The organism is Bradyrhizobium sp. USDA 4369, from assembly GCF_054056435.1.
Map to the genome: position 1 here is coordinate 8,191,604 of NZ_JBSRYH010000001.1, position 24,369 is coordinate 8,215,972.

At 64.1% G+C, this 24,369-nt stretch carries 8 protein-coding genes; 3 read left to right on the forward strand and 5 right to left on the reverse strand.

Annotated elements, in window-relative coordinates:
* Positions 1-270: 270 nt before the first annotated feature.
* A complete protein-coding gene (locus tag ACVIJ6_RS37090) occupies positions 271-897 on the reverse strand; it encodes a response regulator (protein ID WP_456776819.1) in 627 nt (208 codons plus the stop codon).
* Between the two features lie 1,065 nt (positions 898-1,962).
* On the opposite strand from ACVIJ6_RS37090, the gene exbB reads away from it, so the two are divergent.
* The 3 genes from exbB to ACVIJ6_RS37105 all read left to right on the forward strand — a co-directional run bounded on the left by exbB (position 1,963) and on the right by ACVIJ6_RS37105 (position 4,001).
* Positions 1,963-2,679 carry a tonB-system energizer ExbB gene (gene exbB, locus ACVIJ6_RS37095; protein WP_456776820.1) on the forward strand — a complete coding sequence of 239 codons (717 nt, stop codon included), beginning with the start codon at positions 1,963-1,965 and terminating at the stop codon, positions 2,677-2,679.
* Positions 2,680-2,687: 8 nt separating this feature from the next.
* Complete coding sequence (exbD, locus tag ACVIJ6_RS37100; protein WP_456776821.1) at positions 2,688-3,110, forward strand: TonB system transport protein ExbD; 423 nt, start codon at positions 2,688-2,690, stop codon at positions 3,108-3,110.
* Between the two features lie 642 nt (positions 3,111-3,752).
* Complete coding sequence (locus ACVIJ6_RS37105) at positions 3,753-4,001, forward strand: energy transducer TonB (protein ID WP_456776822.1); 249 nt, start codon at positions 3,753-3,755, stop codon at positions 3,999-4,001.
* Positions 4,002-4,343: 342 nt separating this feature from the next.
* Here ACVIJ6_RS37105 and ACVIJ6_RS37110 read toward each other — a convergent pair whose 3' ends face one another.
* From ACVIJ6_RS37110 to ACVIJ6_RS37125, 4 genes are all read right to left on the reverse strand, one after another.
* The gene (locus ACVIJ6_RS37110; protein WP_456776823.1) at positions 4,344-6,377 is read right to left on the reverse strand and encodes a TonB-dependent siderophore receptor; all 2,034 of its coding nucleotides are present in this window, start codon (positions 6,375-6,377) and stop codon (positions 4,344-4,346) included.
* Between the two features lie 804 nt (positions 6,378-7,181).
* Positions 7,182-8,147, reverse strand: a complete 966-nt coding sequence (locus ACVIJ6_RS37115; RefSeq protein WP_456776824.1) for a phytanoyl-CoA dioxygenase family protein — start codon at positions 8,145-8,147, stop codon at positions 7,182-7,184.
* Positions 8,144-8,362: an MbtH family protein gene (locus ACVIJ6_RS37120; protein WP_456776825.1), complete on the reverse strand. Its 219-nt coding sequence runs from the start codon at positions 8,360-8,362 to the stop codon at positions 8,144-8,146. Before ACVIJ6_RS37120 ends, ACVIJ6_RS37115 begins: the two co-directional genes overlap by 4 nt.
* The gene (locus ACVIJ6_RS37125; RefSeq protein WP_456776826.1) at positions 8,359-24,366 is read right to left on the reverse strand and encodes an amino acid adenylation domain-containing protein; all 16,008 of its coding nucleotides are present in this window, start codon (positions 24,364-24,366) and stop codon (positions 8,359-8,361) included. Before ACVIJ6_RS37125 ends, ACVIJ6_RS37120 begins: the two co-directional genes overlap by 4 nt.
* Positions 24,367-24,369: the final 3 nt, after the last annotated feature.

The window sequence follows — 24,369 nt, forward strand, 5'->3', positions numbered from 1 at the left end:
CTGGGGGCTGCATGCCGGGCACCAAAGCCTCGGCCTTCAGGGCCCGGCGATGCGACGCCACCGCGCGCTGCAGCGCCGTCGAGATGAACCGGATCGACGATCCGCACACGGCGGCCCTTCGCTTGCTTGTGGACTGCGACCTCCTAGCGCTATGGCGGATCCGGACCTCGCCCGCGGCGACCGTCACCGCGACGCGCTCCCCGATCAGCCACCACGGCAGTGCAAGACGGAGGCGATCGTAGAGGCGCCAGCTTCAGCACATATTTCGAGTCATCCTAAAGTCAACCCGTGTTCGATCGCGATTCGCGCAAGATCCATCATGGTTCGGGCGCCAAGGTTCTTCTTCAAGACCGTGCAATTGTTGGCGATCGTCTTGTATGAGACATCCAGGGTGTCGGCGACCTCCGCAGGGGTCAGGCCAGCGCCAAGGAGTCGAAGAATCTCAAGCTCCCGCGAGTTCAGGTCGAGAAGCGGACTTGATCTGCCGGATAACTTGAAAAAGGCAAGCTTGCAGGCAATCTCCTCCGAGAGATAGACAGCGCCTTGCGCGACCTGACGCATCGCCTCGATGAAACGCGAGGGGTCGTCGTTCTTGGACAGATATCCCTTCGCACCGGCTTCGATCGCGCGAGCAGCAAAGATGGGATCGTTGTGCATGCTATGGATGATGATCCGGGCTTTCGGGTCGCGCAGCAAGATGCGGCGACACAGTTCGAACCCGGAAATGCCTGGAAGCTTGATGTCGATCGCCGCGACGTCCGGACTTGACGAGAAATACTTGCTATAGCCCGCCTTGCCATCCGCAGCTTCGATCAGCTCGATCTCTGGAATGTTCTCGATCAAAGCTCTGCAACCCGACACAATCAACGGGTGGTCGTCGACAACGAGAATGCGCATAAGTCAGCCCGGCATCCGGTTCGGATATTGATTTAACTAATCAGATCGACGACAGCAAGCGGCGCAGTGATTACTGTCCCGATCTTGAGATAGGTGACTGTCTCCGATTTAAGCAAGGAGAAAGACCTAATTGAGGAAACCTTATCCGGACCACCGCGGAGGCCAATTCGACTTGCTCGCAACGCCAATCTGCGGTTGCAAACAGATCGGCCACTGCGCGCGATGAGTCTCGGCGACTGCCTACGACCCGCCGGACAGCATCCGCCGCCAGACAAGTTCAAAGCCAACCGTTCAGATTGCCTCCTTCGCAGCATGTCCGTCGCGCAACCAACATCGGATCTCCTCGCCTCAAAACCAGGAAATTTGCGTCATCGGAGCGGGAGTTATTCCCGAGACAGAAAACATGCTCCGTCGATACAGTGTGACTTCAGAATGCGTCCTCGGAGATCACGGAGCCATCGCATGTTGTGCGATGACGCCCCGAGCTTTCTTTCGTACTTTCGCCCCGATCCAACACGACGATGAGTTTCGAACGATGGCATCCGAGTTCGACCGGACGCGAACTCGCAATCGATCTCGTCCCAAGAGACGTGAGTCGTCGTATAGCTGATCGCCGCACGTTTCGGATTGACAACGCAGGCCAGCAATTAGGATGAGCGCATCAGAATGAATGCATTAATATCATTTCGAGCCTCACAACGATCCAGACATCTTGCATGTCGGATCTGGATGGCTGCCGTCATTATCGTCTCCGTACTGTTTTGGCCGAACCTGTCCGCATTGGCGCAAGACCTGCCATCTCCTGCTCCTGGCACAGGAGCGCCGCCCCGGGCGGATGACTCGGCCTCGGTCAGGGCAGTGCCATCCCCCGTCAGTTCGTCGTCACAGGTGGCCCGCACGCAGACCGCGGACGCGGCGTCAAATACGCCCATTTCAAGTAATGCTGTTGTAGCCAGTCCGCCGCCGCAACCTTCGGCGATTGGCGAGCCTGCGCAAGAGGCGACGCCGCCGGCGCCAGGCGCCTCCCCTGTCCTTGCGCAGCAGGCCCCCAGTGGCAGCAGCGCCGTGCCTGCCGAACTGTCACCCTTGGGCATGTTTCTCGGCGCCGATATCATCGTGAAGGGCGTGATGCTCGGGCTGGTCCTGTGTTCGGTCCTGACGTGGACAGTATGGCTGTTCAAAACGGTCGAACTTCATCTCGCGAAGCAGAATGCACGAGCCGGGCTGCGTGTCCTGATGGCGGCGCGGACGCTCGCGGCCGCAGCGTCGGAGCTGCGACTTCACCGTGACGTCGCGGCCAAGTTTGTTGCGGCTGCGTTGAGAGAAGTCGAACTGTCAGCCGGTGTTTCAGAGCATGGGGTGAGAGACAGGCTTTCCTGGCAGCTCGAGCGTGTCGAGGCCGCGGCGAGCCGGCGCATCGCATTCGGCATGGGCTTGCTCGCCACGATCGGCGCCGTCGCCCCCTTTGTCGGCCTGTTCGGCACCGTCTGGGGCATCATGAACAGTTTCATTGGTATTTCGCGCTTGCATACAACGAACCTTGCTGTCGTGGCCCCCGGGATTGCCGAAGCGCTGCTCTCGACCGCGACCGGCCTCGTCGCCGCAATTCCGGCGGTTGTGATCTACAACGCCTTCACGCGCGCGATCGGCAGCTATCGCGCGACGTTGCGGGATACGTCAGTCGCCGTCCTTTGCCTGGCGGACCGAAGTCCGTCTCAGTCGTCGCTGACACGGGCTGTGGCAGAATCGCCTGAGCAGCCCATCCCCGAAGCCGCAGAATAGGCGTCGATATGGTCTTTCGAGCCGAAAGCGGCGACGATCTCACGATCAACCACGAAATCAATGTGACACCGTTCATCGACGTGATCCTGGTGCTCCTGATCATCTTCATGGTCGCGGCGCCGCTCGCGACCGTCGACGTGCCCGTCGATCTGCCCAAATCAACAGCTCCGTTGCAACCGCGACCGGACCAACCGATCTTCGTCACTCTGAAGGCTGACCGCTCGCTCGCGATCAGCGACGTGCCGGTGACGCGCGAGGCGATCGGAGGGGCGCTCGATGCCGCGAGCGGACGTGATCGCGAGAGACGCCTGTTCTTCCGCGCGGACAGTTCCGTCAGCTATGGCGAAGTGATGGAGGTCATGAATCTGCTGCGGGCGACCGGCTACACCAAGGTTGCCTTGGTCGCGCTGGAGTCCAGGCAAGGGACATGAGCAGCCTCCCAGCCGATTTGCATGACGAAGAAGACGGAGCCCCCTGGGCCGGATTGGGCTTGGCGGCGACGGTCGTGCTGGCCGCTCACATTCTGGCGTTGGTCGGCTATCTGGCGTTGCACCGGCCCGCGCCCGATCTGGCTGCAGCGCCCGTCGTGACCGTCGAGCTCCTACCGCCTTCGACCGAACCCTCGTCGCAGACCGTCGACGTGGCACCAGCACAGGACGCGGTGGTCACGGAGCCGGTCGCCGAACCAACACCGCAGCTGGCGCCGCCCCCCGAGGACGCTTCGTCAGAGCCAGAACAGCAATCAGCGGCTACGGTGCCTCCGCAGCGGGCGGTGCCGGTCGAGCAGATGTCGCAGCCAGCGGCATCGTCTGAGATCTCCGAGCCGCTGATCGCAGCGCCGCCGCCCGCGCAGACAGCGGTCGAGCTGCCGAAGCCCGAGGCGAACATCCATCCGCCCGCAGCCCGGCATCCCAAGATCGAGCACACCGATCGCAAGAAACCTGCCGCAAGGTCCGCCGAGACCACATCAGCGCGGACCGCCAAGCTCGTTGCACCGCCCCGACATCAAGACGTCGCAAGTGTCGGCACCGACGACGGACGGGCGGCATGGCTCGGCGAACTGAGGGGCCCAATTGCAGCGCGCAAAACGCTATCCGGCCGCGGCGGCCGCCGAGCACCAGACAGGGACTGTCCAGCTCAACTTCACGGTCAGTCGCAACGGCCGCGTTCTGTCGCGCCACATCGTACGCAGTTCCGGCTCATCCGCGCTCGACCAGGAGGTTCTGGCCATGATCGAACGCGCCCAGCCGCTGCCGCCCTTTCCGCCAAGCATGCCCCAAGCCCAGACGGTCCTGACCGTCCCGATCACCTTCTCGCGGTGAGACACTGGATTCGCTCCAGACGGGCCAGACGCGACGCCATCGTGCCAGCAGCGTCCTCTGTCGCTTCGGAACGGCCGGTCAGCGCCACGATGCCAAGGGAACGTCAAGGCACGTCGTGTCAGCCGACCAGGTTGCGCCGGTGGTCGAAAGCGGACAGGTTTGCATACCCCGCGCCTGGCTTCGATCTGCCAGATCCTCGCGGCGCCGACGACGAAATGTGCGGGCGATGCCCGCGCCTTACCCACACGTCGAAGAAGTCGCGACGGCGCGCGACCTCACTTTCCGAAGCATGGCGACGATCAGGTCACCGTGTCACGCCAACGTCGGCATTCCCGGAATGCCTTACAAGCTCACTCTCATGCTGAAGAGGAACGTGCGCGGGTCCCCGACCGTGATCCAGTTCGTCTTGCTTCCGGACGAGGGATAGTAGGTCGTGTCGAACAGATTGTTGACCTTGAAGGACAAGGTCGTCAGCGGACCTCCAGGTTGTGTCTTGAAGCTGTAGGACACGCCGGCGTTGGCGACCACATATCCAGGCAGGAAGAACGAGTTTCTCGAATCGACGGCGTTCCTGCTGGCGCCGCTCAGCCCGGCGGAAAGCGTCAGACCATCGAGCGCGCCGTCCATGAAATGATAGGCGCCGAAAAGCGCGAATATGTCACTGGGCGCGTTGACGACCTGCTTGCCGATGGTGTTGTTCGCCGCGAAGTCGTCCGTCACCCAAACGCGCTGATGGCTATAGGCAACATTGACATCCAGGTTTGGCGTGATCTTGCCAAGCAGCGAGAGCGCGACGCCCTCCGAGCGCTGGGCCTGCTGAAAGGTCAGGGCGTTGCCGATCAGGGTCTGTACGTTGGTCTTGTCGATCCGAAATACGGATGCCTGCGCCAGCAATTTTCCGTCCAGCAACTTCGCCTTGATGCCGCCTTCATAGCCGGTGCCCTGCTGCGGCAGGATCGGTCCGACGAATTTGAGGTTCACGCCAAGCCCCGTCGCGTAGATGTTCGGACGATAGGACTGCGCGTAATCGGCGAACAGGGACGTGCTTTCGTTGATCTTGAACAGAGCCGACGCAGAGGGCAGGAACGCGTACGATGTATAGTCGGTCTGGGTCGCACCAGCATAGCGCTGATACTCGTAGATCTGGGCGTAGCGGCCACCGCCGGCGAGCGTCAGCCTGCCGAGGGTGACGGCTTCCTGCGCAAACACACCGAGTTCGCGGATTTTCTGCAATGAAAGCGGCTCGCCGGCCGGATGGGGGGTGGCGGTCAGCGGCCCGATATTGGCCCGACCGTAGACCGGATTATAGAGGTTGAACCCGTCGAAACTCTTGCTGTTGAACACATCTCTTTCGGTCAGCGTTGCATCATAGTAATCGACGCCGGCCTGGAGCTCATGGTGCAGAATTCCGGTGTCGAAGCGGTGGGCGCCGCTGAAACCGATGAGACCTTGATCGGTCTGGCGTCCATCGGGAGCGTTTGTGGAGTAGTAGCGCCTGATGTTTCCGGTCGCGGCATTGAAATCCGACTGATTGTCCGACCTGATGACAGACTGGTTCATAAGTGTGGATGCATACGAATATCTGAGATGAAAATCGGTGTCCTTGTCAAAATTGTAATCGGTATGGCCATGCACCCAGTCGTATTTCTCGCTGTAATTCGAGAACGGCTCCGAATACGACACGGTCCGCGGGATGTTCAGCGGCGCGTTGTTGAAGCTGGTGACGCCGCGGTCATAGGGCTGCCTGTTCTGGCCGTGCTCGTAGGCAAGGACTGAATTGACCATGTCGCTGTAGTAGGCCAACGTCGGCGCAATGAGCTCGTCGCGGCTGACGGGGTTGCCGGTGCGCCAGGGGTCGCTCTTTGACGCACTGGCGACGAACCGGTAGGCAAACACGCCGTCAGCCGATTTGTAAAGCGGTCCGGTCGCATCGACCGAGCCTGCGAGGTTCTTGAAATCGCCGCTGGGCGCACCGCCGATCAACTCCGCCGAGTAATGGGCCTCTGGCAGCGGCAATTTGCGATTGACATTCAGCACACCTCCTTCGGCCGAATAGCCATACAGGTAGGAGGCCGGGCCGCTGAGCACTTCCACGCTGTTCGAGTTCGCGTTCAGGGCCCGGTTCATCGGTGCACGAACACCATCGACCAGCAGCCCATTGCCGCTGCCAATCAGGATGGCGTCGGTCGTATTGACCTCGAACCCCTTGAGCGTGATGTAGTCCGTGTTGCCGCCCGTCCCGTTGCCAGCATAGGTTCCGGGAATGCTTTGGACCGCTTCGGAGAGACTCTGCGGCATCTGCTGCTGAAGCGTCTGGGGTGTGACGACATAGACCGAACGCGGCGTGTCGAGGATCGGCTTGTTCGTGCCGGTCACGTCGGATGTCTCGGCGATCGCCCCGTTATACTTGCCGCTGTAGGGATCGTGTTGCGTCGGAGCGGAGACCACGATTTCCGGGACGACGATCGGCGCCGTTCCGCCGGCAGATTGAGCCAGAGCATTGTGCGCAACCGTCGTCAACAACATTGCAAGTAAACTACGTCTGACCATGTCACCCCCAGATCTACTAACGATTTTCTGTTAGATCTGGTTGATAGCTAAAAATCGATTCAGGCAACAACACAGCGCAAACTTGCCCAAGGCAAGATCGAGACAAAACCGGCGACCGACTTCCAATTTTTCCTGAAATCCGTAGGCGAACCTTCCCTTGTTCGACGTATCACCCTCCCGGAAGACGGCCATCAGGACCACAGCAGCATGCTCATGATGTATACGTGCCACGCCCGATAAATTCTCTCGCGTAAGACTTGTTTGACAGCTGATGCCACAGACCGGTGCGTGCCGTGTTTTCAGGATGCATCCGACAGTTTTGTCAGCGCCTGGCGTAGCACGCAACGCCCACTTGCCAGCGCAATGGTTGAGTTTGCGATGCGCGAATTTGTAGTCCTACTTTTTCAGAAACCGCCGGATCGATCGGCTGCATCGCCCGCATGCTTGGGCCAAGAACCGCCTCCGGTGTAATAAGGCGGGCGTGCCCGACGACATCAAGTTCATAACCGGGTCGAAGAATGCGTTCGAGCAGATGGGTCGTGCTCGCCAGAACCTCGCAACGTGATCCGTGCCGCGGCCTCGGCCCAACACGAATCACGCGGAGAAACCTTTAACTCAGCATTGCTCGCCTCAGTCGAAGAATCCCTTCATGGAGGCATAAAACCGGCGCAGGCCGTCGGGGTCGGTCAGGCCACGCGGGCAACGGATCCAGTCCCGCTTCTCGAAAAATCGCGGTCCCTGCGGGTTCTCATCCGATCCCACGGCGTCGCCGAGCTCCCAGAGCTCTCGCCCGTCGGCATGATAATGCGTGAACATGATCCGACGGGGGATATTGGGATTGCGGGCGACAAGCGTGCCATGCAGCAGATCGTTCGAGAAGATCAGGACGTCACCCCGGCGCAGCATCACCGGAACAGGCTGAGCGCCGGTCTCCTCGATCCAATCAGCGAGAAGCGCCATGGAGCGGTCGCCGACCTCGCCGTGCCAGTTCAACCAGTCTTCCGCACTGCCGCCTTGCCGCCACAGCTGGTGCAGGCGGTCGCGGCCGTTCGTAATGGCATCGAGCAGGCGATCCGGAAACGAGGCGAACTCGATGTGAGACCGCGGCAGCACCCACATCGGGCCCGCGTCGGGATGAACGTCGTCGACAGGGGTCCAAGCGATCGCCCGGCCGCCCGGTGGGCGGGTCGCCATCCCGAAATTGTGGAGATGTGGCGTTCCTCGTCGCTCCGCGTTGACCTGCAAGGCGCCCGGGGATTGTGCGAGAAGCCGCGTATATCGCGCCACCGGTTCCTGGCCGAACACCTGGTGAAGTGCATCACGGATCGTTGCATGAAGGGCGATTTTCTCCACCGCATCGATCTCGTTTCCCGCCTGCGCCAGCCTCACCATGGAATCGATCCGGTCGCGGGCCGGCGCGGTCGAAGGAACGGTGAGGTCCGGACGCAGGTCGCGGAGAGCCGCGAGTGACGCCGCGCAGGCATCTATTTCGTCGGCCGACAAGACGTCGTGAAGCACGATGAAGCCTTCCCGGGCGAAGGCCTCGTGCCAGCTTGATCGAGGTGTCTCGTTCGTTCTTTCGACAATCTCGGTCATTGCCTGCCGCCCTCCATCGCCTTGATCAGGCTGCGCGGACGCATGTCGGTCCAGTTCTCGTTCACGAAAGCGAGGGCGTCCGCGCGCGCGGCGTCACGCAGCCGGACCTCCCAACCGGGAGGAACGTCCGCGAAGGCCGGCCAGAGCGAGTATTGTCCCTCGTCGTTGATGAGAACGAGGTAGCGTCCGTCCGGATCTTCGAAGGGATTGGTCATGAGAGGGTCTCCTGCTGGTTGGCTTGTGTCAGTGCGCCGTTGAGGATGTGACAGATGCTGGCGAGCGGGCCGGGTTGCAGCATGTCGCCGTGGCGACATGGAATGAGGTGACGATGGAGCGTCCCGCCAACACGGTCCGTCCAATCGAACGGCGGCAACGCGCCGGCATCCGCGATGAAGAGATGCGCGTCGCCGTTCAGACGGGGCGGCTCCCAGCCGGTGGCCATCCGAACATTGTTTCGCGTGATCTCGACCAGGGTATCGATGTCCCTTGCACTGAGCGTGGAGAGAGCGCCGCGATCGGCCAGAAGCGCTTGTCGCAGGGACCCGGTGTCCTTCCGCTGAGGCGCCGCCCCCATCATGGCGACCTGATCGGCGAGCAACTCGTCGTCATGGAGCGGCATGGCTTGATCCGAAGCGCGGACTGGATAGGCATCGAGCAGCGCGACGACCCCCGGAGCTGCGCCCTGCCGTTGCAGGCGGGATGCAATGGCATAGGCGGCCAAACCGCCGAACGACCACCCGAGAAGGTGATAGGGACCTTCCGGCCGGACCCTGCGCATGGCAGCCAGATAGTCGTCGGCCATCGACTCGATGCTCGAAGCAAGCGAGTCGTCGTCCTTGAAGCCACGGGCTTGCAGCGCAAAAATCGGCTGATCCGTCGGGAGGTAGCGCATCAATCGGGCGTAGACCCAGCTCAGCCCGCCACCGGGATGGATGCAGAACAGTGGCGGCCTTGTCCCAGCAGCTCGGATCGCGATGAGGCCCTCCAGGGGATTGCCCTCTGGGGTGACGTGATCGATGCTGTTCGCCAGGGCTTCGACCGTCGGATTGTCGAAGAGCGTACGGATCGAGCAGTTGACCTGGAAGCGGGTTCTCACCAGCCCGATCAGCCGCATTGCGCGCAGCGAGTCGCCCCCCAGAGCAAAGAATTCCTCGTCGACACCAACCTCGGGCAGCCCCAGAACCTCGGCGAACAGTCTGCCCATGTCTTCCTCGCGCCTGTCACGCGGGGCTCGCCGGCCGGAGGACACGGCGCGTTCCGGCGCGGGCAGCCGGTCACGGTCGAGCTTGCCGTTCCGCGTCAGCGGCATGCGGTCGAGCATCATGATGCGCGACGGCACCATGTAGCTCGGAAGGTGGGCAGACAGCGACGCTCGCAGACTTGCCTCGTCTTGCGCAACATTCTCACCAAGCACGACATAACCCACGAGCCGCCGATGTCCCGGCTCATCCTCGCGCAGGATCACGGCGGCCTGCCGCACGCCATCGACCAGCGAGAGCCGACTTTCGATCTCGCCGAGCTCGATGCGGAAGCCGCGCATCTTCACCTGATGATCGGAGCGGCCGACATACGCCAGACCTCCATCCTCGCGCCGCAAGGCGAGATCGCCGGTCCTGTAGAGTCGTCGGCCGTTGCCTGCCGGATCGGCGACGAAGCGTTCGGCGGTCAGGTCAGGGCGCCCGAGATAGCCGCGAGATACGCCGCCGCCGCCGACGAAGACTTCGCCAATGATTCCGTTCGGCACTTCGCGCAAGGACGTATCGAGAAGGTGAACCTCGAGATCATCGAGCGGTCTGCCGATCGGGCTGCCGCCTCCGTCTGGCGAGACCGGCAGGAGGAGATGACTGACATGGACCGTCGTCTCGGTGATTCCATACATGTTGACGAGCCGCGGCTGTTCGATTCCGAACCGGTCGAACCACGGCCGCAACCGTTGGATATCGAGAGCCTCGCCGCCGAAGATGACCCAGCGAAGAGCAAGCCTCGCGGCGATGTCGGGCTGCAGTTCGATCGCGTTTAGGAGCTGATAGAAGGCCGATGGCGTCTGGTTCAGGACCGTGACGCCTCGTGCCTCCAGCAGGGCCAGGAAGGCCCCCGCGTCGCGCGAGGTCTCCCAGGGCACGATGACGAGGCGGCCGCCATGCAGAAGCGCGCCCCAGATCTCCCAGACCGAAAAGTCGAACGCGACCGAGTGGAAAAGCGTCCAGCAATCCTGTGCGTTGAAGGCGAATTGCGGGGTGGCTGTGAAGAGCCGCAAGACATTGGCGTGGGTCACCACCACGCCCTTGGGGCGCCCCGTGGATCCGGATGTGTAGATCACGTAAGCGGCTGCCAGCGAATGCGCTGCGATGCCAAGCGGTGTCGACGGCGATGAGGCGATGCAGGACGCGGTCGCTCGATCGTCAAGCAAGACCGCCGTGATGCCTTCGGCCAAGGACGGGCTTGTCGCCTTCACGGCGACGAGGAGGGTCGCACCGGATTCGGCCAGGATATCAGCGACGCGGGCGGCCGGAAGAGCTTCGTCGAGCGGGATGTAGCAGCCCCCGGCCTTCAGGATCGCCAGCATCGTGATGACTTGATCCGAACCTCTCGGCAGAACCATGGCCACCGATTGACCACTGCGCAGGCCCAAGGTGACGAGATGCTGCGCGAGCCGGTTGGACGATGCATCCAGCTCGCCATACGTGATCTTCCGGTCTCCGTCGACAATCGCCGTCGCGTCGGGCCGCTGTTCGACCTGGCGCGCGAACACATCACAGATGGAACGATCGAGCGGCTCGGTCTGCGCGCTGTGCAGCGCCGGTGGTGTGGATGCCCCTCTCGTCCCAAGAGCTCCGACGGGTCGGTCGGCGTCCCGTGACAGATCATCCAGCAGCGCAACGAATTGCGCGACGATGCCTGCCAGCATTTTCTCCGGAACGATATCCGCTCGCGCGTTGAACCTGATTTCCAGCGAATCGCTCGGTACGATGACGATCGAGAGCGGATAATGCGCGAAATCGACGCCCCAGACTCGGGTCACTGCGAGCTCCCCCACCGGCCGCGCAAGCGCGGCCCGGTCGAGCGGGTAGTTCTCGTAGGCCAGCAATGTGTCGAACAAATCGCCTAGTCCGATCGCACGCTGGATGGCCGTGAGGCTGACATGCTGATGAGACAGCAGCGCGACTTGAGAGGCCTGCACACGCTGCAGAAGAGCATGAACGCCTTCGTCCTGGCTCAGAACGACCCGCAAGGGAAGCGTATTGATGAACAGACCTACGCTCGACTCGATGCCAGGCAAATCCGCCGGCCGACCACCGATCGTGATGCCGAAGACCACGTCATTGCGGCGCGTGAGCCGTCCGAGCAGGATGGCCCAGGCGACCTGCATCACCGTGTTGACGGTCAGGTTATTGGTGCGCGCGAGGGTGAGAAGGCCGGCCTCCATGTCGGGCGCGAGGCGATGCCTGATCTGCACGCGCGGGCCGTCGCCTGGCGCAGCGACGCCGGCCAGTCGCACCGGTTGGTTTAGTCCACTCAAAGCCTCCAGCCATGCCCCGATCGCGGCTTCACGATCCTGCGCGGCGAGCCAGGCCAAGTAATCCTTGCGCCGGCCCGGTGAAGCCAATTCCGCCGAGGGATCGGCATGCAAGGTCATCAACTCGCGAATGACGTTCGGTATCGACCATCCGTCGATGACGATATGATGGAATGTGCAGAGCAGGCTGTGACGCTGCGCGTCATGACGAACGAGGCGGAAGCGGACCAGCGGATCGGAACGATCCAGCCGGAAACCCGCATTGCGATCCGCCTCCATGATGTCCCGCATGGCTTGATCGTGGGCGGCGTCGCTTTGCTCCGGCAGGCTGACGACCCGCCAATCGAGCGGCACCGTGCGGCGGATCGCTTGCACCGGGCGCGCGTCGCTGGTGTCGAGGAAGGTCGCCCTCAGGCTGTCATGCCGCTCGATCAGGCGCGCGGCTGCTGCGCGCAGGCGCTCGTCATCCAGCGGCCCCTCAAGGTCGAGGACGACCTGAGACACGTAGACGGGGCTCGCCTCTCGCTCATAACGGGCATGGAACAGAAGTCCTTCCTGAAGCGGGGCCAGAGGCAGGATATCGACGGCGTCCGGGACGGCCCTGATGAGACTGTTGACCTGCTCCTGCGACAGCGCGACGAGCGGGAAATCTGACGGCGACCGCCCGCCCCCGCCATGCGCCACCGAGTTCGCGATGTCCTCAATCGCACCATGCCAATAGTCAGCGATCGCCACGACATCGGACGCGCCGATCAGGCGCGGGGCGAATGACCAATCCAGTTCGAATGTCGCCCGACCGTCCAACCCCTCTCGGGTGATGGCGTTGACGGTCAGGATATGGGCGAGCGGCAAGTCATCGTCGGCGCTTGCCGCAAATCGGTCGAGCGCACCTGCCGAGCGTCCCAGGTAGTTGAAGAGGATCTGCGGCTCGATCTCCGTCCCGGTCAAAACTCGGGCGTCTGCGTCGCCTTTCTCTGCCAGCGCGCAGAGGATGCCGTAGCCGCTCCCATCGCGAGGGATAGTTCGTCGCTGCTCCTTGATCGTTAGCACCGCATCATCGATCACGCTCGGCGTCGAGTGATCGTCGAGCGACAGCAGCAGCGGATACATCACGGTAAACCAGCCCACCGTGCGCGAGACATCGAGAGATCCGTCACCGCGACCGTGGCCTTCGACGGCGAGGAGCAGCTTCGTCCGCGCGTCACCTTGACCTTGACGCCAGCGCTGAACGGCGACCACGAGTGCCGTGAGCAGGATGTCGTCAATGCTGGCGGCAAAGGCTTGCGGGATCGGCCCAAGCAGCGCCTGGGTCACCTCGTCCGGCAAGGTCGTGCGGAGCACTTGTCGAGAGCCGAACGTATCGCGCGCCCGGTCGAAGGCCGCGTTCGGCAGAAGCTGGCCGGTCGAATCGAGCTGCCGGTGCCAGAACGGGAGCTCATCCAGGCGCGACGAGGCGTTGCCGGCCATCTCGCGGGCGTAGGTGGCAAACGACGTCGAGGGCTGCTCGAGCGCGCGTCCGCGAAGAAGGTTCTCGAAATCCTCGATCAGGATCCGCCAGGACACGCCATCGCAAACGAGATGATGCAGGCAGAGCAGCAGCCAGAGCCGATCCTGATGTGTAAAGATCGTTGCCTGCAGCATGATGCCGCGTTCGGGCGAGAGAGCTGAAGCGAGCCTCTGACGCTCCTCGGCGAGCTGCGCTGTCCAGCCCGCAGTGACTGCGGCCTTCTGGTGCGGCTCCGGCGGTACGGCCGTTTCAACCGGTTGGATCGTGATGGTCCACGGCCCATTGCCGACGAGCTGTTTGGCTCGCAGCATCTCGTGATGACGCCAAAGCCTGGCGACGGCTTCGATCACCGCAGCGGTGCTGGTCTCCGAACCCAGGTCAACGACGACAGACTGCGCGTAGCGCCCGATGGGACCGCCGCGGCGCGACAACCACTGCATGATCGGTGTCGGCTCGAACGATGTCGCCTCGGCGGGCCGCGCGACGACGTCCGCCTTCACCGGCCGTGCGGCGGCCGCAAGGGCGCGCACCGTCTGCAGCTCGAAGACCTGTTGCGGCCTCAACACATAGCCCGCGCGACGGGCGCGGCTGACCAGTTGGATCGACAGGATGGAATCGCCACCAAGCGCGAAAAAGCCTGCGTCTGCGCTCACGCAATCGACCTTGAGAAGGTCCGCGGCGATCTGCGCAAGTGCGCGCTCCGCCTCTGTCACCGGCTCCATGAAACTCCGGGCCTGGCGTGTCGGGGTCAGCAACCCGGCGCGATCGATCTTGCCGTTGGCCGTCAGCGGGAACTTGTCGAGTATCACCAGATCGTCCGGCACCATGAAGTCCGGCAGCCGGCCTGCCAGGGTCTGGCGCCAGTGCGGGGGCGCGGCGTGGGCGACAGCATAGGCCACCAGCCTTTGCCGCCCCGCCTCGTCGCACCTCGCCAAGACCAATGCCTGATCGATACCCGGCAGTTCGAGAAGGGCCATCTCGATCTCGGCGGGCTCGATCCGGTGACCTCGCACCTTGATCTGATGGTCCGTACGGCCGAGGAAGACGAGCGCTCCATCCGCCCGGCGTTGGACGAGGTCACCAGTCCGATACATGCGGGCGCCAGGACCGCACCATGGGGCCGCGACGAAGCGCTCGGCCGTGAGATCCGGGCGCCGGAAATAGCCGCGCGCGAGTCCTGTTCCCGCAATGTAGAGTTCGCCGGGCATGCCGTGCGGGACCGGCTGCAGAGCCTCATCGAGGATCAGAAGCCGGGTGCCGGCAATCGGCGCGCCAATGGCGACTGCGCCCGCCTCCCGATCGTCCGGTCGAACTTCATAGGCAACACAGCCGACGACGGCTTCGGTCGGCCCGTACTCGTTGATGAGACGCGTGTCGGGCGCCCCTCTTCGCCAGGGCTGCAGGGTTCCCGATGCCAGCGCCTCGCCGCCGATGACGAGCCGTCGCGCCAGTCCGGCGAGGCGTTGCGTGGTCACCATCTGCGCCAGCAATCCGACCTGCGTCGGGGTCAGCTTGAGCAGAGAGAAGCACTCACGCGGATGGGCCAGGAGATCGAACTGACGCGCTTCGTCAAACAGAGTGACGCGTTCGCCGGCCAGGAGTGGCAGCAGTAGACTCGTAATGGTTGCGTCGAACGCGACGGACGTCGTGACTGCAGCACCGCCGCCTTCGCCGAGATCGTAGGCGTCAATCGCCCAGCCGGCATAGTTCGCAAGCCCACCGTGGGTGACGACGACCCCCTTGGGGCGTCCCGTCGTGCCGGACGTGAAAATGAGGTAGGCTGGACTGTCGGGGGACGGAGCGTTCGACGGAAAGCGCTTCCCTCTCTCGGGTGGATCGACCAGACTGATCTCGCATCGCATGCGTTGCCTTGCGGCGGAGTCGCCGAGTGTCATGCGGACGTCGGCTTCCGCGAGGAGGGATTCGAGCCGCGCATCGGGATATTTGGGGTCGAGCGGCACGAACGCAGCGCCGGTCTTCAGAACGCCGATGAGCGCGGCCACCAGTGCCGGTCCGCGCTCGAACAGAAGCGCAACCCGATCTTCCGGCCCCACGCCGCTTTTCGCCAGGCGCGCGGCGATCGCATCGGCCCAGGCTTCGAGATCGTGGAAAGTCAGCCGATCCGCTCCGCTCTCGACGGCAATGGCCGCCGGCCGGCGAGCGACCTGCGCGTTGAAGAGCGTGATCACATCTCTTGGCTGCGTGACTGGATCGGGGCCGCTGATCAGCCCGGGCTGCACATCCTCGCGAGAACTGGCTGTCAGCGCGCCGACGACCCGGTCGGGGCTGGCGCAGAGCCCCATCAGAAGACGGCGAAAGCGAGTGAGGAGTTCATCGCCGACGCCAGGCTCGAACAAATCGGCCCGGTAGTTGAGCCTGAAAGCGAGTTGCCGACCCGGAAGCGCGAGAAACGACAGCGTGTAGTGCGAGGTTTCGCGTCCCTCAACGGCGTCGATGCGCAAGCCCCCCGACGCAAGGCCGGCATCGCGATCGGGATAGCTTTCATACACCACCAGTGTATCGAAGAGCTTGCCGTCCGCGATGCGCTGGAGATCGACCAACGGCACGTTGGGATGCGCGAGGAGGAAGGCTACTCTGTCCTGAACGGATTGGCAGAGCTCCCGCAACGTCATGTCCTGGCGTACGGTGACCCGCAGCGGGAGCGTGTTGATCAGGAGACCGACGATCTGGTCCGCGCCTGGGAGTTCGGGTGGCCGGCCCGAGACGGTGACTCCAAATGAAACCTCGTCCTGGCGCGTCAGACGCGACAACAGGACCGCCCACGCGGTCTGCACCAGGACGCTGGGGGTGGTGGACAAGGCTGCGGCACAGGATGCGATCGCGGAGGTTTCCGCGACGCTCAATGCCTCGCGCGCAACGGCATGGCGCATCGACCGGCTCGTATCCTTCGTCTCCACCAAGGGCGTAAGAGGCGGGGCACCGGCAAGCGCTTCGGTCCAGGACTTGACCGCCTCAGCCTGATCTTGAGCGGCCAGCCATTCCAGAAAGCGACGATGGGGAATAGCCGCCGGCAGGCTAACGCCGTCATACAGCGCGGCAAGATCGCGGATCACGACCGGAATGGACCAGCCATCGAGAAGAAGATGATGGAGACTGAGGACCAGGAGCGAGGTGCCGTCCTCTCGTCGCAGCAGCGTAAAGGCGACCAAAGGGGGCTGCGCGGGGTCGAAGCGCCTGGCCTGATTGGAGGCGAGCCAGGCCTGTTCTTCATGCGCATCAGCGATGCGCACCTCTTCCCAGCACAGCTCGACCGCGGATGAGACGATCTGGATCGGACGATCATGGCCCTGGTGCTCGAAACATGAGCGCAGAATGGCGTGTCGTTCGACAAGCGCAGCACATGACGCGCGCAGGCGGACCGGATCCACCAGCCCTCCGAACCTCAAGACCAACTGGATGAGATAGGTGTCATGACCCTCGTCATCATAAAGGGTGTGGAACAGCAGCCCTTCCTGAAGCGGCGTGAGCGGAAGAACGTCCTCAAGCTGCGGCCGCCGTAAGGCGAGCCAATCGATCTCGGCCTGTGACAACTTGACCAACGGCAGATCAGTTGGCGTCAAGATCGGACGGATGTCGTCCGCGCTCGCGAAATCGAGCAGGGATCGAACGGCATCGTCCCACGACCGCGCCAATGTTTCCACAGTCGCGCCTGATACGATGTCCGGCGCCCATGCCCATTCGATCGTGAAGACGGGACCGGATCTGTCATCCCTGATGTGGGCAAGGACCTCGATGGCATGTGCGATGGCCATATCGGGATCGCGCACAACACCAAGCGCCGGATGCTCCGACGCCGGAAGCCATGATCCCGCTCCGTCGCTGAAGCGACCGAGATAGTTGAAGCAGATCTCGGGCGTCTCAGCGTCCCGAAGCGACCGGCCCTCGGACTCGTTCAGGTAGCGCAACAGCCCAAAGCCCACGCCATTGGCCGGGACCGTGCGCATCACCTGCTTGATGCTGCGCAGGAGCGAGGGAAATTCAGCCGATTCGTACCCGGGCGGACTACTCAAGACCGCTGGAAAGAGGCTCGTGAACCAGCCAACCGTCTGGCCGGCGTCGACCCCCGCGACGATGTCTTCGCGTCCATGCCCCTCGATGTCGATCCTCAACGCACCATCATTCGACTGTGACGTCCGGCGCGCGGCCATGAGAAGCGCCGTCAGCAGAAGCTCATGGATCTTCAGGTTCAGCCGGCCGGGAGCGGTCAAGAGCGATTTCGTCTCCGCCGGCGTCAGAGATCGGGTGATTCGATTTGCGACCGCGACGCGGTCGCGGGCCGCCACCAGCGGACCTGATGCGAACCTGATCGTGGGCGCATCCAGAACACCGCGCCAGTAAGGAATCTCTCCGACGACGGCAGGGCTTCCCGCCGCGTCGCTGAGTCCAAGAGCCCAGGCGCGAAAGGTCGACGGCGGTGGCGGCGGCAGCGCGGTCCCGTTCGTAAACTCCTGCCATAACGCCGCGAGTTCGTTCATTACGATGCGCCACGACACGCCGTCGATGGCAAGGTGATGGATCACGAGGAGCAAGCGGCGTCCGCGATCTCCGGTCTCGGGAATGAGCCGCGCCTGAAGCAGCCGGCCTTCGAAAGGCTGAAGCCTCATCGCCGCCTCCTGCTCCGCCAACGCAAGGTCGGCCCCCGCCGGCAATGTGGTAACCGAGCCGGTATGGAATCCGGTTTCGGCCGGACGCACCTCAAGGGTCCAGCCGGCGTTGAGACGAAGCCGGAAAGCATCGTGGCGAGCGGCGAGCCGGTCCAGCAACAACGCCATTGTTGTTTCGGTCAAGTCGCCCGGAACATCGAGCAGAATGGATTGGCTGAAATGTTCGCACGGCCCTCGATCCCGCAGCCAGAGCATGATCGGCGTTGCTGGCAGCGATGTCCCCGGGATCGGGGCGGACGAAGGACCATTGGCGGCCGGGCTGGCAGTCAGCGCGAGTCCGGCGACGGTTGGATGACGGAAGACCTGACGTGGACTGATGGCAAGACCGCGCGCCCGTGCTCGCGCCACCAGCCGCAGCGATGTGATGCTGTCCCCGCCGAGATGGAAGAAGTTGGAGTTCGCATGGATGTCGGGTGTGGCGAGCAGGTCCGCAAAGATTTCGGCGATGATCGTCTCGGTGGGCGTGGAGAGCGCGACGGCGGTCTCGCCCCAGCTTCCGGCCCGGGGCGCCGGCAGCGCGGCATGATCGAGCTTGCCGTTGGCGTTGAGCGGCAGCGCGGCGATGCCGATGAAGGCTCCCGGCACCATGTAGTCCGGCAGGGTCTCGGCCAGATGAGCGCGCAACTCCGCAACCGGCGGCATGGCCTCGCGCGCCACGACATAGGCGACCAGCGAGGCGAGGCCTGATCCGAGGTCGCGTGGCACGACGACGGCGTCCTTGATGGCCGCATGACGCACCAGCCGCTCTTCCACTTCGCCGAGCTCGATCCGGTAGCCGCGGACCTTCACCTGATGGTCGGCGCGGCCGAGATAGTCGAGGTTGCCGTCGCTGCGCCACCGGACGATGTCGCCGGTGCGGTACATCCGCTCGCCGGGGGCGCCATGGGGATTGGCCACGAAACGTTCGGCGGTGAGATTGGGTCGATCAAGATAACCGCGCGCAAGCCCGACACCGGCAAGGTACAGATCGCCGGCGACGCCGGGAGGCAGTGGCCGCAAAGCCTTGTCGAGGACGTAGACGCGCCGGTTGCGTAACGGCTGCCCGATCGGCGGAACCTCGTCGCCGCTGTCCGGAGCATGCCAGGCGGTCGCGTAGACGGTGGCCTCCGTCGGACCATAGACGTTGGAAATGCGGCAGCCGGGACGTTCGGCCCGAAGCCGGCGGATGAGGCGGGCCGGCAAGGCTTCGCCCGCCAGCACGACGGCGGACAGGGTCGGAGGCAGGGCGGCGTGGTCGAGCAGGCTCGCCAGCGCGGAAGGAACGCCGCTGATCATCGCGGCGGGCCCCGCATCGCCGGCATGGTCGGCGAGCGCGAGCAGGTTCTCCAGGAGATCAATGCGCCCTCCCCGGCACAGCGGCGCCAGGATCTCGAAGACGGAGACGTCGAAGGCGAGCGATGTCGTGACGAAGACGCGATCGAGGCTGCTGTTATAGATGTCGTGAGCCCAGGCAATGAGATCGGCGACACCCCGCTGCTCGATGACGACTCCCTTGGGCAGGCCGGTCGATCCGGAGGTGTAGATCACGTAAGCGGCGTTGCCGGGAGCCAGGCGATGATGGCCCTGATGCGGGAACGGATCGCTCTCCTCATCGGCGAGCGCATCGTGGCCGAGACGCAGGCGGGCCAGGTCCGCCGGCAGACGCGCCGCATTGGCGTCATCGGTCAGGGCGAAGCGCACATGCGCGTCGCGGATCACCGCGGCGATGCGCGCAGGCGGATAGCTCGCATCGAGCGGCAGGTAGGCGGCCCCGCTCTTGAGCACGCCCATCAGCGCCGCAATCAGATCAGGCGTCGCGCGCGACATCACGATGGCGACACGGTCCTCGGGCCCGAGGCCCTGGGCGAGCAGCGTATGGGCGATCCGGTTGGCACGACGATTCAGCTCGTCATACGTCCAGGCGGCGGGACCGCAGACGACCGCCATCGCCCCACGCGCGCGGCGGACCTGCGCCTCGAACCAGGCCGCGGGCAGCATCTCGGGCAGCGGGGCCGCCGTCGCGTTCCAGCGCCCGAGCACCAGATCGCGTTCATCCTCCAGCAACAGGTCCACCGCACCGACACGGCCATCCACGTCCGACGTCAAACGCGAGAGAAGACGCAGGAAGCGCTTTTCGTAGAGCTCGATCGTCTTCGGGGCATAAAGCGCCGTGCTGTATTCGATCACGGCGCTCATGCCGAGCGGCCGCAGGTCCGGGTCCCGGTGATCGCGAAAGGTGAACGACAGATCGAATTTCGACGTCTTGGTCGATACCGCACGGCGTCGGATCGACAATCGGGGCGCGTCGGGCAACGGATCGGCGTTGCCAAAGGCCAGCATCACCTGAAACAGCGGGTGAAGAGACAGCGAACGGGGCGGTTCGAGGATTTCGATGAGGCGCTCGAACGGCAGAGCCTGATGATCGTAGGCGGCGAGATCTCCCTCCCGAACCCGGGCCAGCAGAGTTCTGAACGATGGGTCGTCTCCGAGGTCGGCCCGCAACACCAGCGTGTTGGCAAAGCATCCGACCAGGTCTCGCAGCACGGGATCGTGCCGTCCATTGATCGGCGTGCCGATCGGCACGTCCGTTCCGGCGCCGAACCGCGACACTAGCACGGCCAGCGCCGCATGGATGAACATGAAGGGCGTGGCATCGGCTTCTGCCGCAATGTCGAGGATGCGGCGATGCAGTTCGATAGGAATGGCGAAATGGTGCTCGTCGCCACGGTCATCGAGAACCGCCGGACGGACGTAGTCGGTGCGCGGCGCCGCTTCCTGCGGCAAGCCCTGGAGGGTCCTCGTCCAGAAGGCTTCGAGATCGGGCAGACGCGATCCCGGCGCGCCATCGCCATCTCCGCCCCGCTCGGAGAGTGCGAAATCGGCATATTGGAGAGGCAACGGCGCCAACGTCGTAGAGCGCCCGGCATGGCGATCCGCATAACTGCGGATGAGGTCCCGCAACAACGGCGTCAACGACGCTCCATCGATCGCAATGTGATGCACCGTAAAAAGGAGAACATGCAGTTCCGGAGCGATCCGAAACAACACCGCGCGACAGGGGATGTCATGCTCGAGATCGAAGGGAAGTCGTGCTTCGGCCAGGATCGATGCGTCGACTGCTTCCGATGCGACCTGCACGATCTTCAATTCGAGATTGATGCGCGTTTCGGCGACGACGATTTGAAAAGGCTCGCCGTCCTCCTCGCCGAAGCGCGTCCGAAGCGACTCGTGGCGCGAGACAACGTCGTTGACGGCCCTGCGCAGCGCAGCCTCATCGAGGGGACCTACAAGTTCGATCGCGACGGGAACGTGATAGGCTGGCAATGAACCTTCGAGGCGATCCAACAGCCAAAGGCGGCGTTGGGCCCTGGAGAGCGGGATACGTTCGGGCCGTGAGCTGTGACGGATCCATTGCGGGTTGTCGTCGCCCCGGTCGCTGCTGGCGGCTTCCCTCTCAACATGCTGGGCAAGCATGGCCACGGTCGGCAATCTGAACACCGTGCTGAGCGGCCAGCGCCCCCCCATTCGTCTGCGCAGGGCAGCGGCAAGGCGAACGGCCAGCAACGAGTCCCCGCCGAGATGGAAGAAGTTGGAGTTCGCATGGATGTCGGGTGTGGCGAGCAAGTCCGCGAAGATTTCGGCGATGATCGCCTCGGTGGGCGTGGAGAGCGCGACGGCGGTCTCGCCCCAGCTTCCGGCCCGGGGCGCCGGCAGCGCGGCATGATCGAGCTTGCCGTTGGCGTTGAGCGGCAGCGCGGCGATGCCGATGAAGGCTCCCGGCACCATGTAGTCCGGCAGGGTCTCGGCCAGATGAGCGCGCAACTCCGCAACCGGCGGCATGGCCTCGCGCGCCACGACATAGGCGACCAGCGAGGCGAGGCCTGATCCGAGGTCGCGTGGCACGACGACGGCGTCCTTGATGGCCGCATGACGCACCAGCCGCTCTTCCACTTCGCCGAGCTCGATCCGGTAGCCGCGGACCTTCACCTGATGGTCGGCGCGGCCGAGATAGTCGAGGTTGCCGTCGCTGCGCCACCGGACGATGTCGCCGGTGCGGTACATCCGCTCGCCGGGGGCGCCATGGGGATTGGCCACGAAACGTTCGGCGGTGAGATTGGGTCGATCAAGATAACCGCGCGCAAGCCCGACACCGGCAAGGTACAGATCGCCGGCGACGCCGGGAGGCAGTGGCCGCAAAGCCTTGTCGAGGACGTAGACGCGCCGGTTGCGTAACGGCTGCCCGATCGGCGGAACCTCGTCGCCGCTGTCCGGAGCATGCCAGGCGGTCGCGTAGACGGTGGCCTCCGTCGGACCATAGACGTTGGAAATGCGGCAGCCGGGACGTTCGGCCCGAAGCCGGCGGATGAGGCGGGCCGGCAAGGCTTCGCCCGCCAGCACGACGGCGGACAGGGTCGGAGGCAGGGCGGCGTGGTCGAGCAGGCTCGCCAGCGCGGAAGGAACGCCGCTGATCATCGCGGCGGGCCCCGCATCGCCGGCATGGTCGGCGAGCGCGAGCAGGTTCTCCAGGAGATCAATGCGCCCTCCCCGGCACAGCGGCGCCAGGATCTCGAAGACGGAGACGTCGAAGGCGAGCGATGTCGTGACGAAGACGCGATCGAGGCTGCTGTTATAGATGTCGTGAGCCCAGGCAATGAGATCGGCGACACCCCGCTGCTCGATGACGACTCCCTTGGGCAGGCCGGTCGATCCGGAGGTGTAGATCACGTAAGCGGCGTTGCCGGGAGCCAGGCGATGATGGCCCTGATGCGGGAACGGATCGCTCTCCTCATCGGCGAGCGCATCGTGGCCGAGACGCAGGCGGGCCAGGTCCGCCGGCAGACGCGCCGCATTGGCGTCATCGGTCAGGGCGAAGCGCACATGCGCGTCGCGGATCACCGCGGCGATGCGCGCAGGCGGATAGCTCGCATCGAGCGGCAGGTAGGCGGCCCCGCTCTTGAGCACGCCCATCAGCGCCGCAATCAGATCAGGCGTCGCGCGCGACATCACGATGGCGACACGGTCCTCGGGCCCGAGGCCCTGGGCGAGCAGCGTATGGGCGATCCGGTTGGCACGACGATTCAGCTCGTCATACGTCCAGGCGGCGGGACCGCAGACGACCGCCATCGCCCCACGCGCGCGGCGGACCTGCGCCTCGAACCAGGCCGCGGGCAGCATCTCGGGCAGCGGGGCCGCCGTCGCGTTCCAGCGCCCGAGCACCAGATCGCGTTCATCCTCCAGCAACAGGTCCACCGCACCGACACGGCCATCCACGTCCGACGTCAAACGCGAGAGAAGACGCAGGAAGCGCCGACGAAACTGCGTGAGGTCCTCGTCGCTCCGCCGCCCGGCATTGGCGTTGAAGTCGATCCGCAACGCGGGTTCGTCACCGTTCGGGTAGGCGACGACCGAGTAGTCGTCGACCGGACCATTCGACAGGTTTTCCAGCTTCGCGGTCTCGTCCCCGAATTGCAGGAGGTCGAAGAACGGGATGACGTTGACGACGGCGGAGGTGAGTTCGTCCCCTCCCCCGGTCAGGGACAGGTCGCGGCGGATGTCTTCGAGGCGTGTGCGCTGATGCTGGAGCGCGGTCTTTATCTTCAACCTGATCTCGGCCAGCAACTCGCGCCAGCTGGCGCGGAGATCGACGGACAACCGAAGCGGGACCACGTTCGAAACGGTGCCAGGCGTGTTCCGCGCCACCGCGCCGGACCGCGCCGAAACCACGAAACCGAGAACGATATCGCCAGATCCATGGCTCGACGACGAGACCACCGCGGCCACAGCGGAGAGGATCGTTGCTATGCTGATGCCGGTCGTTGCAGCCAATGCCTGAACAGCAGCGTTGAGCCCCGCGGAGAGATGCTCGGTCTGACGCCGAAAGCCGTTGCTATTCGGCCGATGCCCGTCAGCAGATGCGCCATGAACAAAGCCGTCGAGCTCCTTGCGCCAGTAGGCGCGATCCTGAAAAGCCTCATCGGACGCGCGATAGTCGCGATCATCGACGAGCAGTTCCGCGAAGGCTCCGAAGGATCTGGAGTCGGGATCCCTGCCCGAGACGAGCCTGCTGTAGATATCAGCAACGCGCTTTGCAAAAAGCGCGCGTGCGTAGCCATCCATCACGATGTGATGATAGAGCTGGCACCAGGCGAAATGTCCGTCTTCGAACCGCAGCAGCAGCGAGCGCGCCAGACAATCGCCTTCGATCTCGATGGGCACGGCCAGCTCGTGCGCGAGTCTGGCCGCAAGATCGGCGTCCGACCGCAGCGACGTGGGCTCCTTCGCGAGATGCCAACGCGGCCGCACACCGAGCCGCTGGACAGGTCCCCGATCCGAGTGCGAAAATCGGACGTGCAACGCATCCGTCTCATCGACCGTCTGCCGGAGCGCGCGCTCGAAACAGTCGATGTCCAGGGAATTGGGAAGATGGATCACCTCGCCGACGGTGTAGGAAGGACTGTCAGGCTCCAGTGCCTGCGCCAACCAGATCTCCAACTGTGCAGCACTGAGCGAAACCAGGGGACCCGTCATCATTGG

Excerpts from the sequence above, each read along its gene's own strand:
- ACVIJ6_RS37125 (WP_456776826.1), bottom strand. The coding sequence starts at position 24,366 with ATGATGACGGGTCCCCTGGTTTCGCTCAGTGCTGCACAGTTGGAGATC.
- ACVIJ6_RS37115 (WP_456776824.1), bottom strand. The coding sequence starts at position 8,147 with ATGACCGAGATTGTCGAAAGAACGAACGAGACACCTCGATCAAGCTGG.
- ACVIJ6_RS37120 (WP_456776825.1), bottom strand. The coding sequence starts at position 8,362 with ATGACCAATCCCTTCGAAGATCCGGACGGACGCTACCTCGTTCTCATC.
- exbD (WP_456776821.1), top strand. The coding sequence starts at position 2,688 with ATGGTCTTTCGAGCCGAAAGCGGCGACGATCTCACGATCAACCACGAA.
- ACVIJ6_RS37090 (WP_456776819.1), bottom strand. The coding sequence starts at position 897 with ATGCGCATTCTCGTTGTCGACGACCACCCGTTGATTGTGTCGGGTTGC.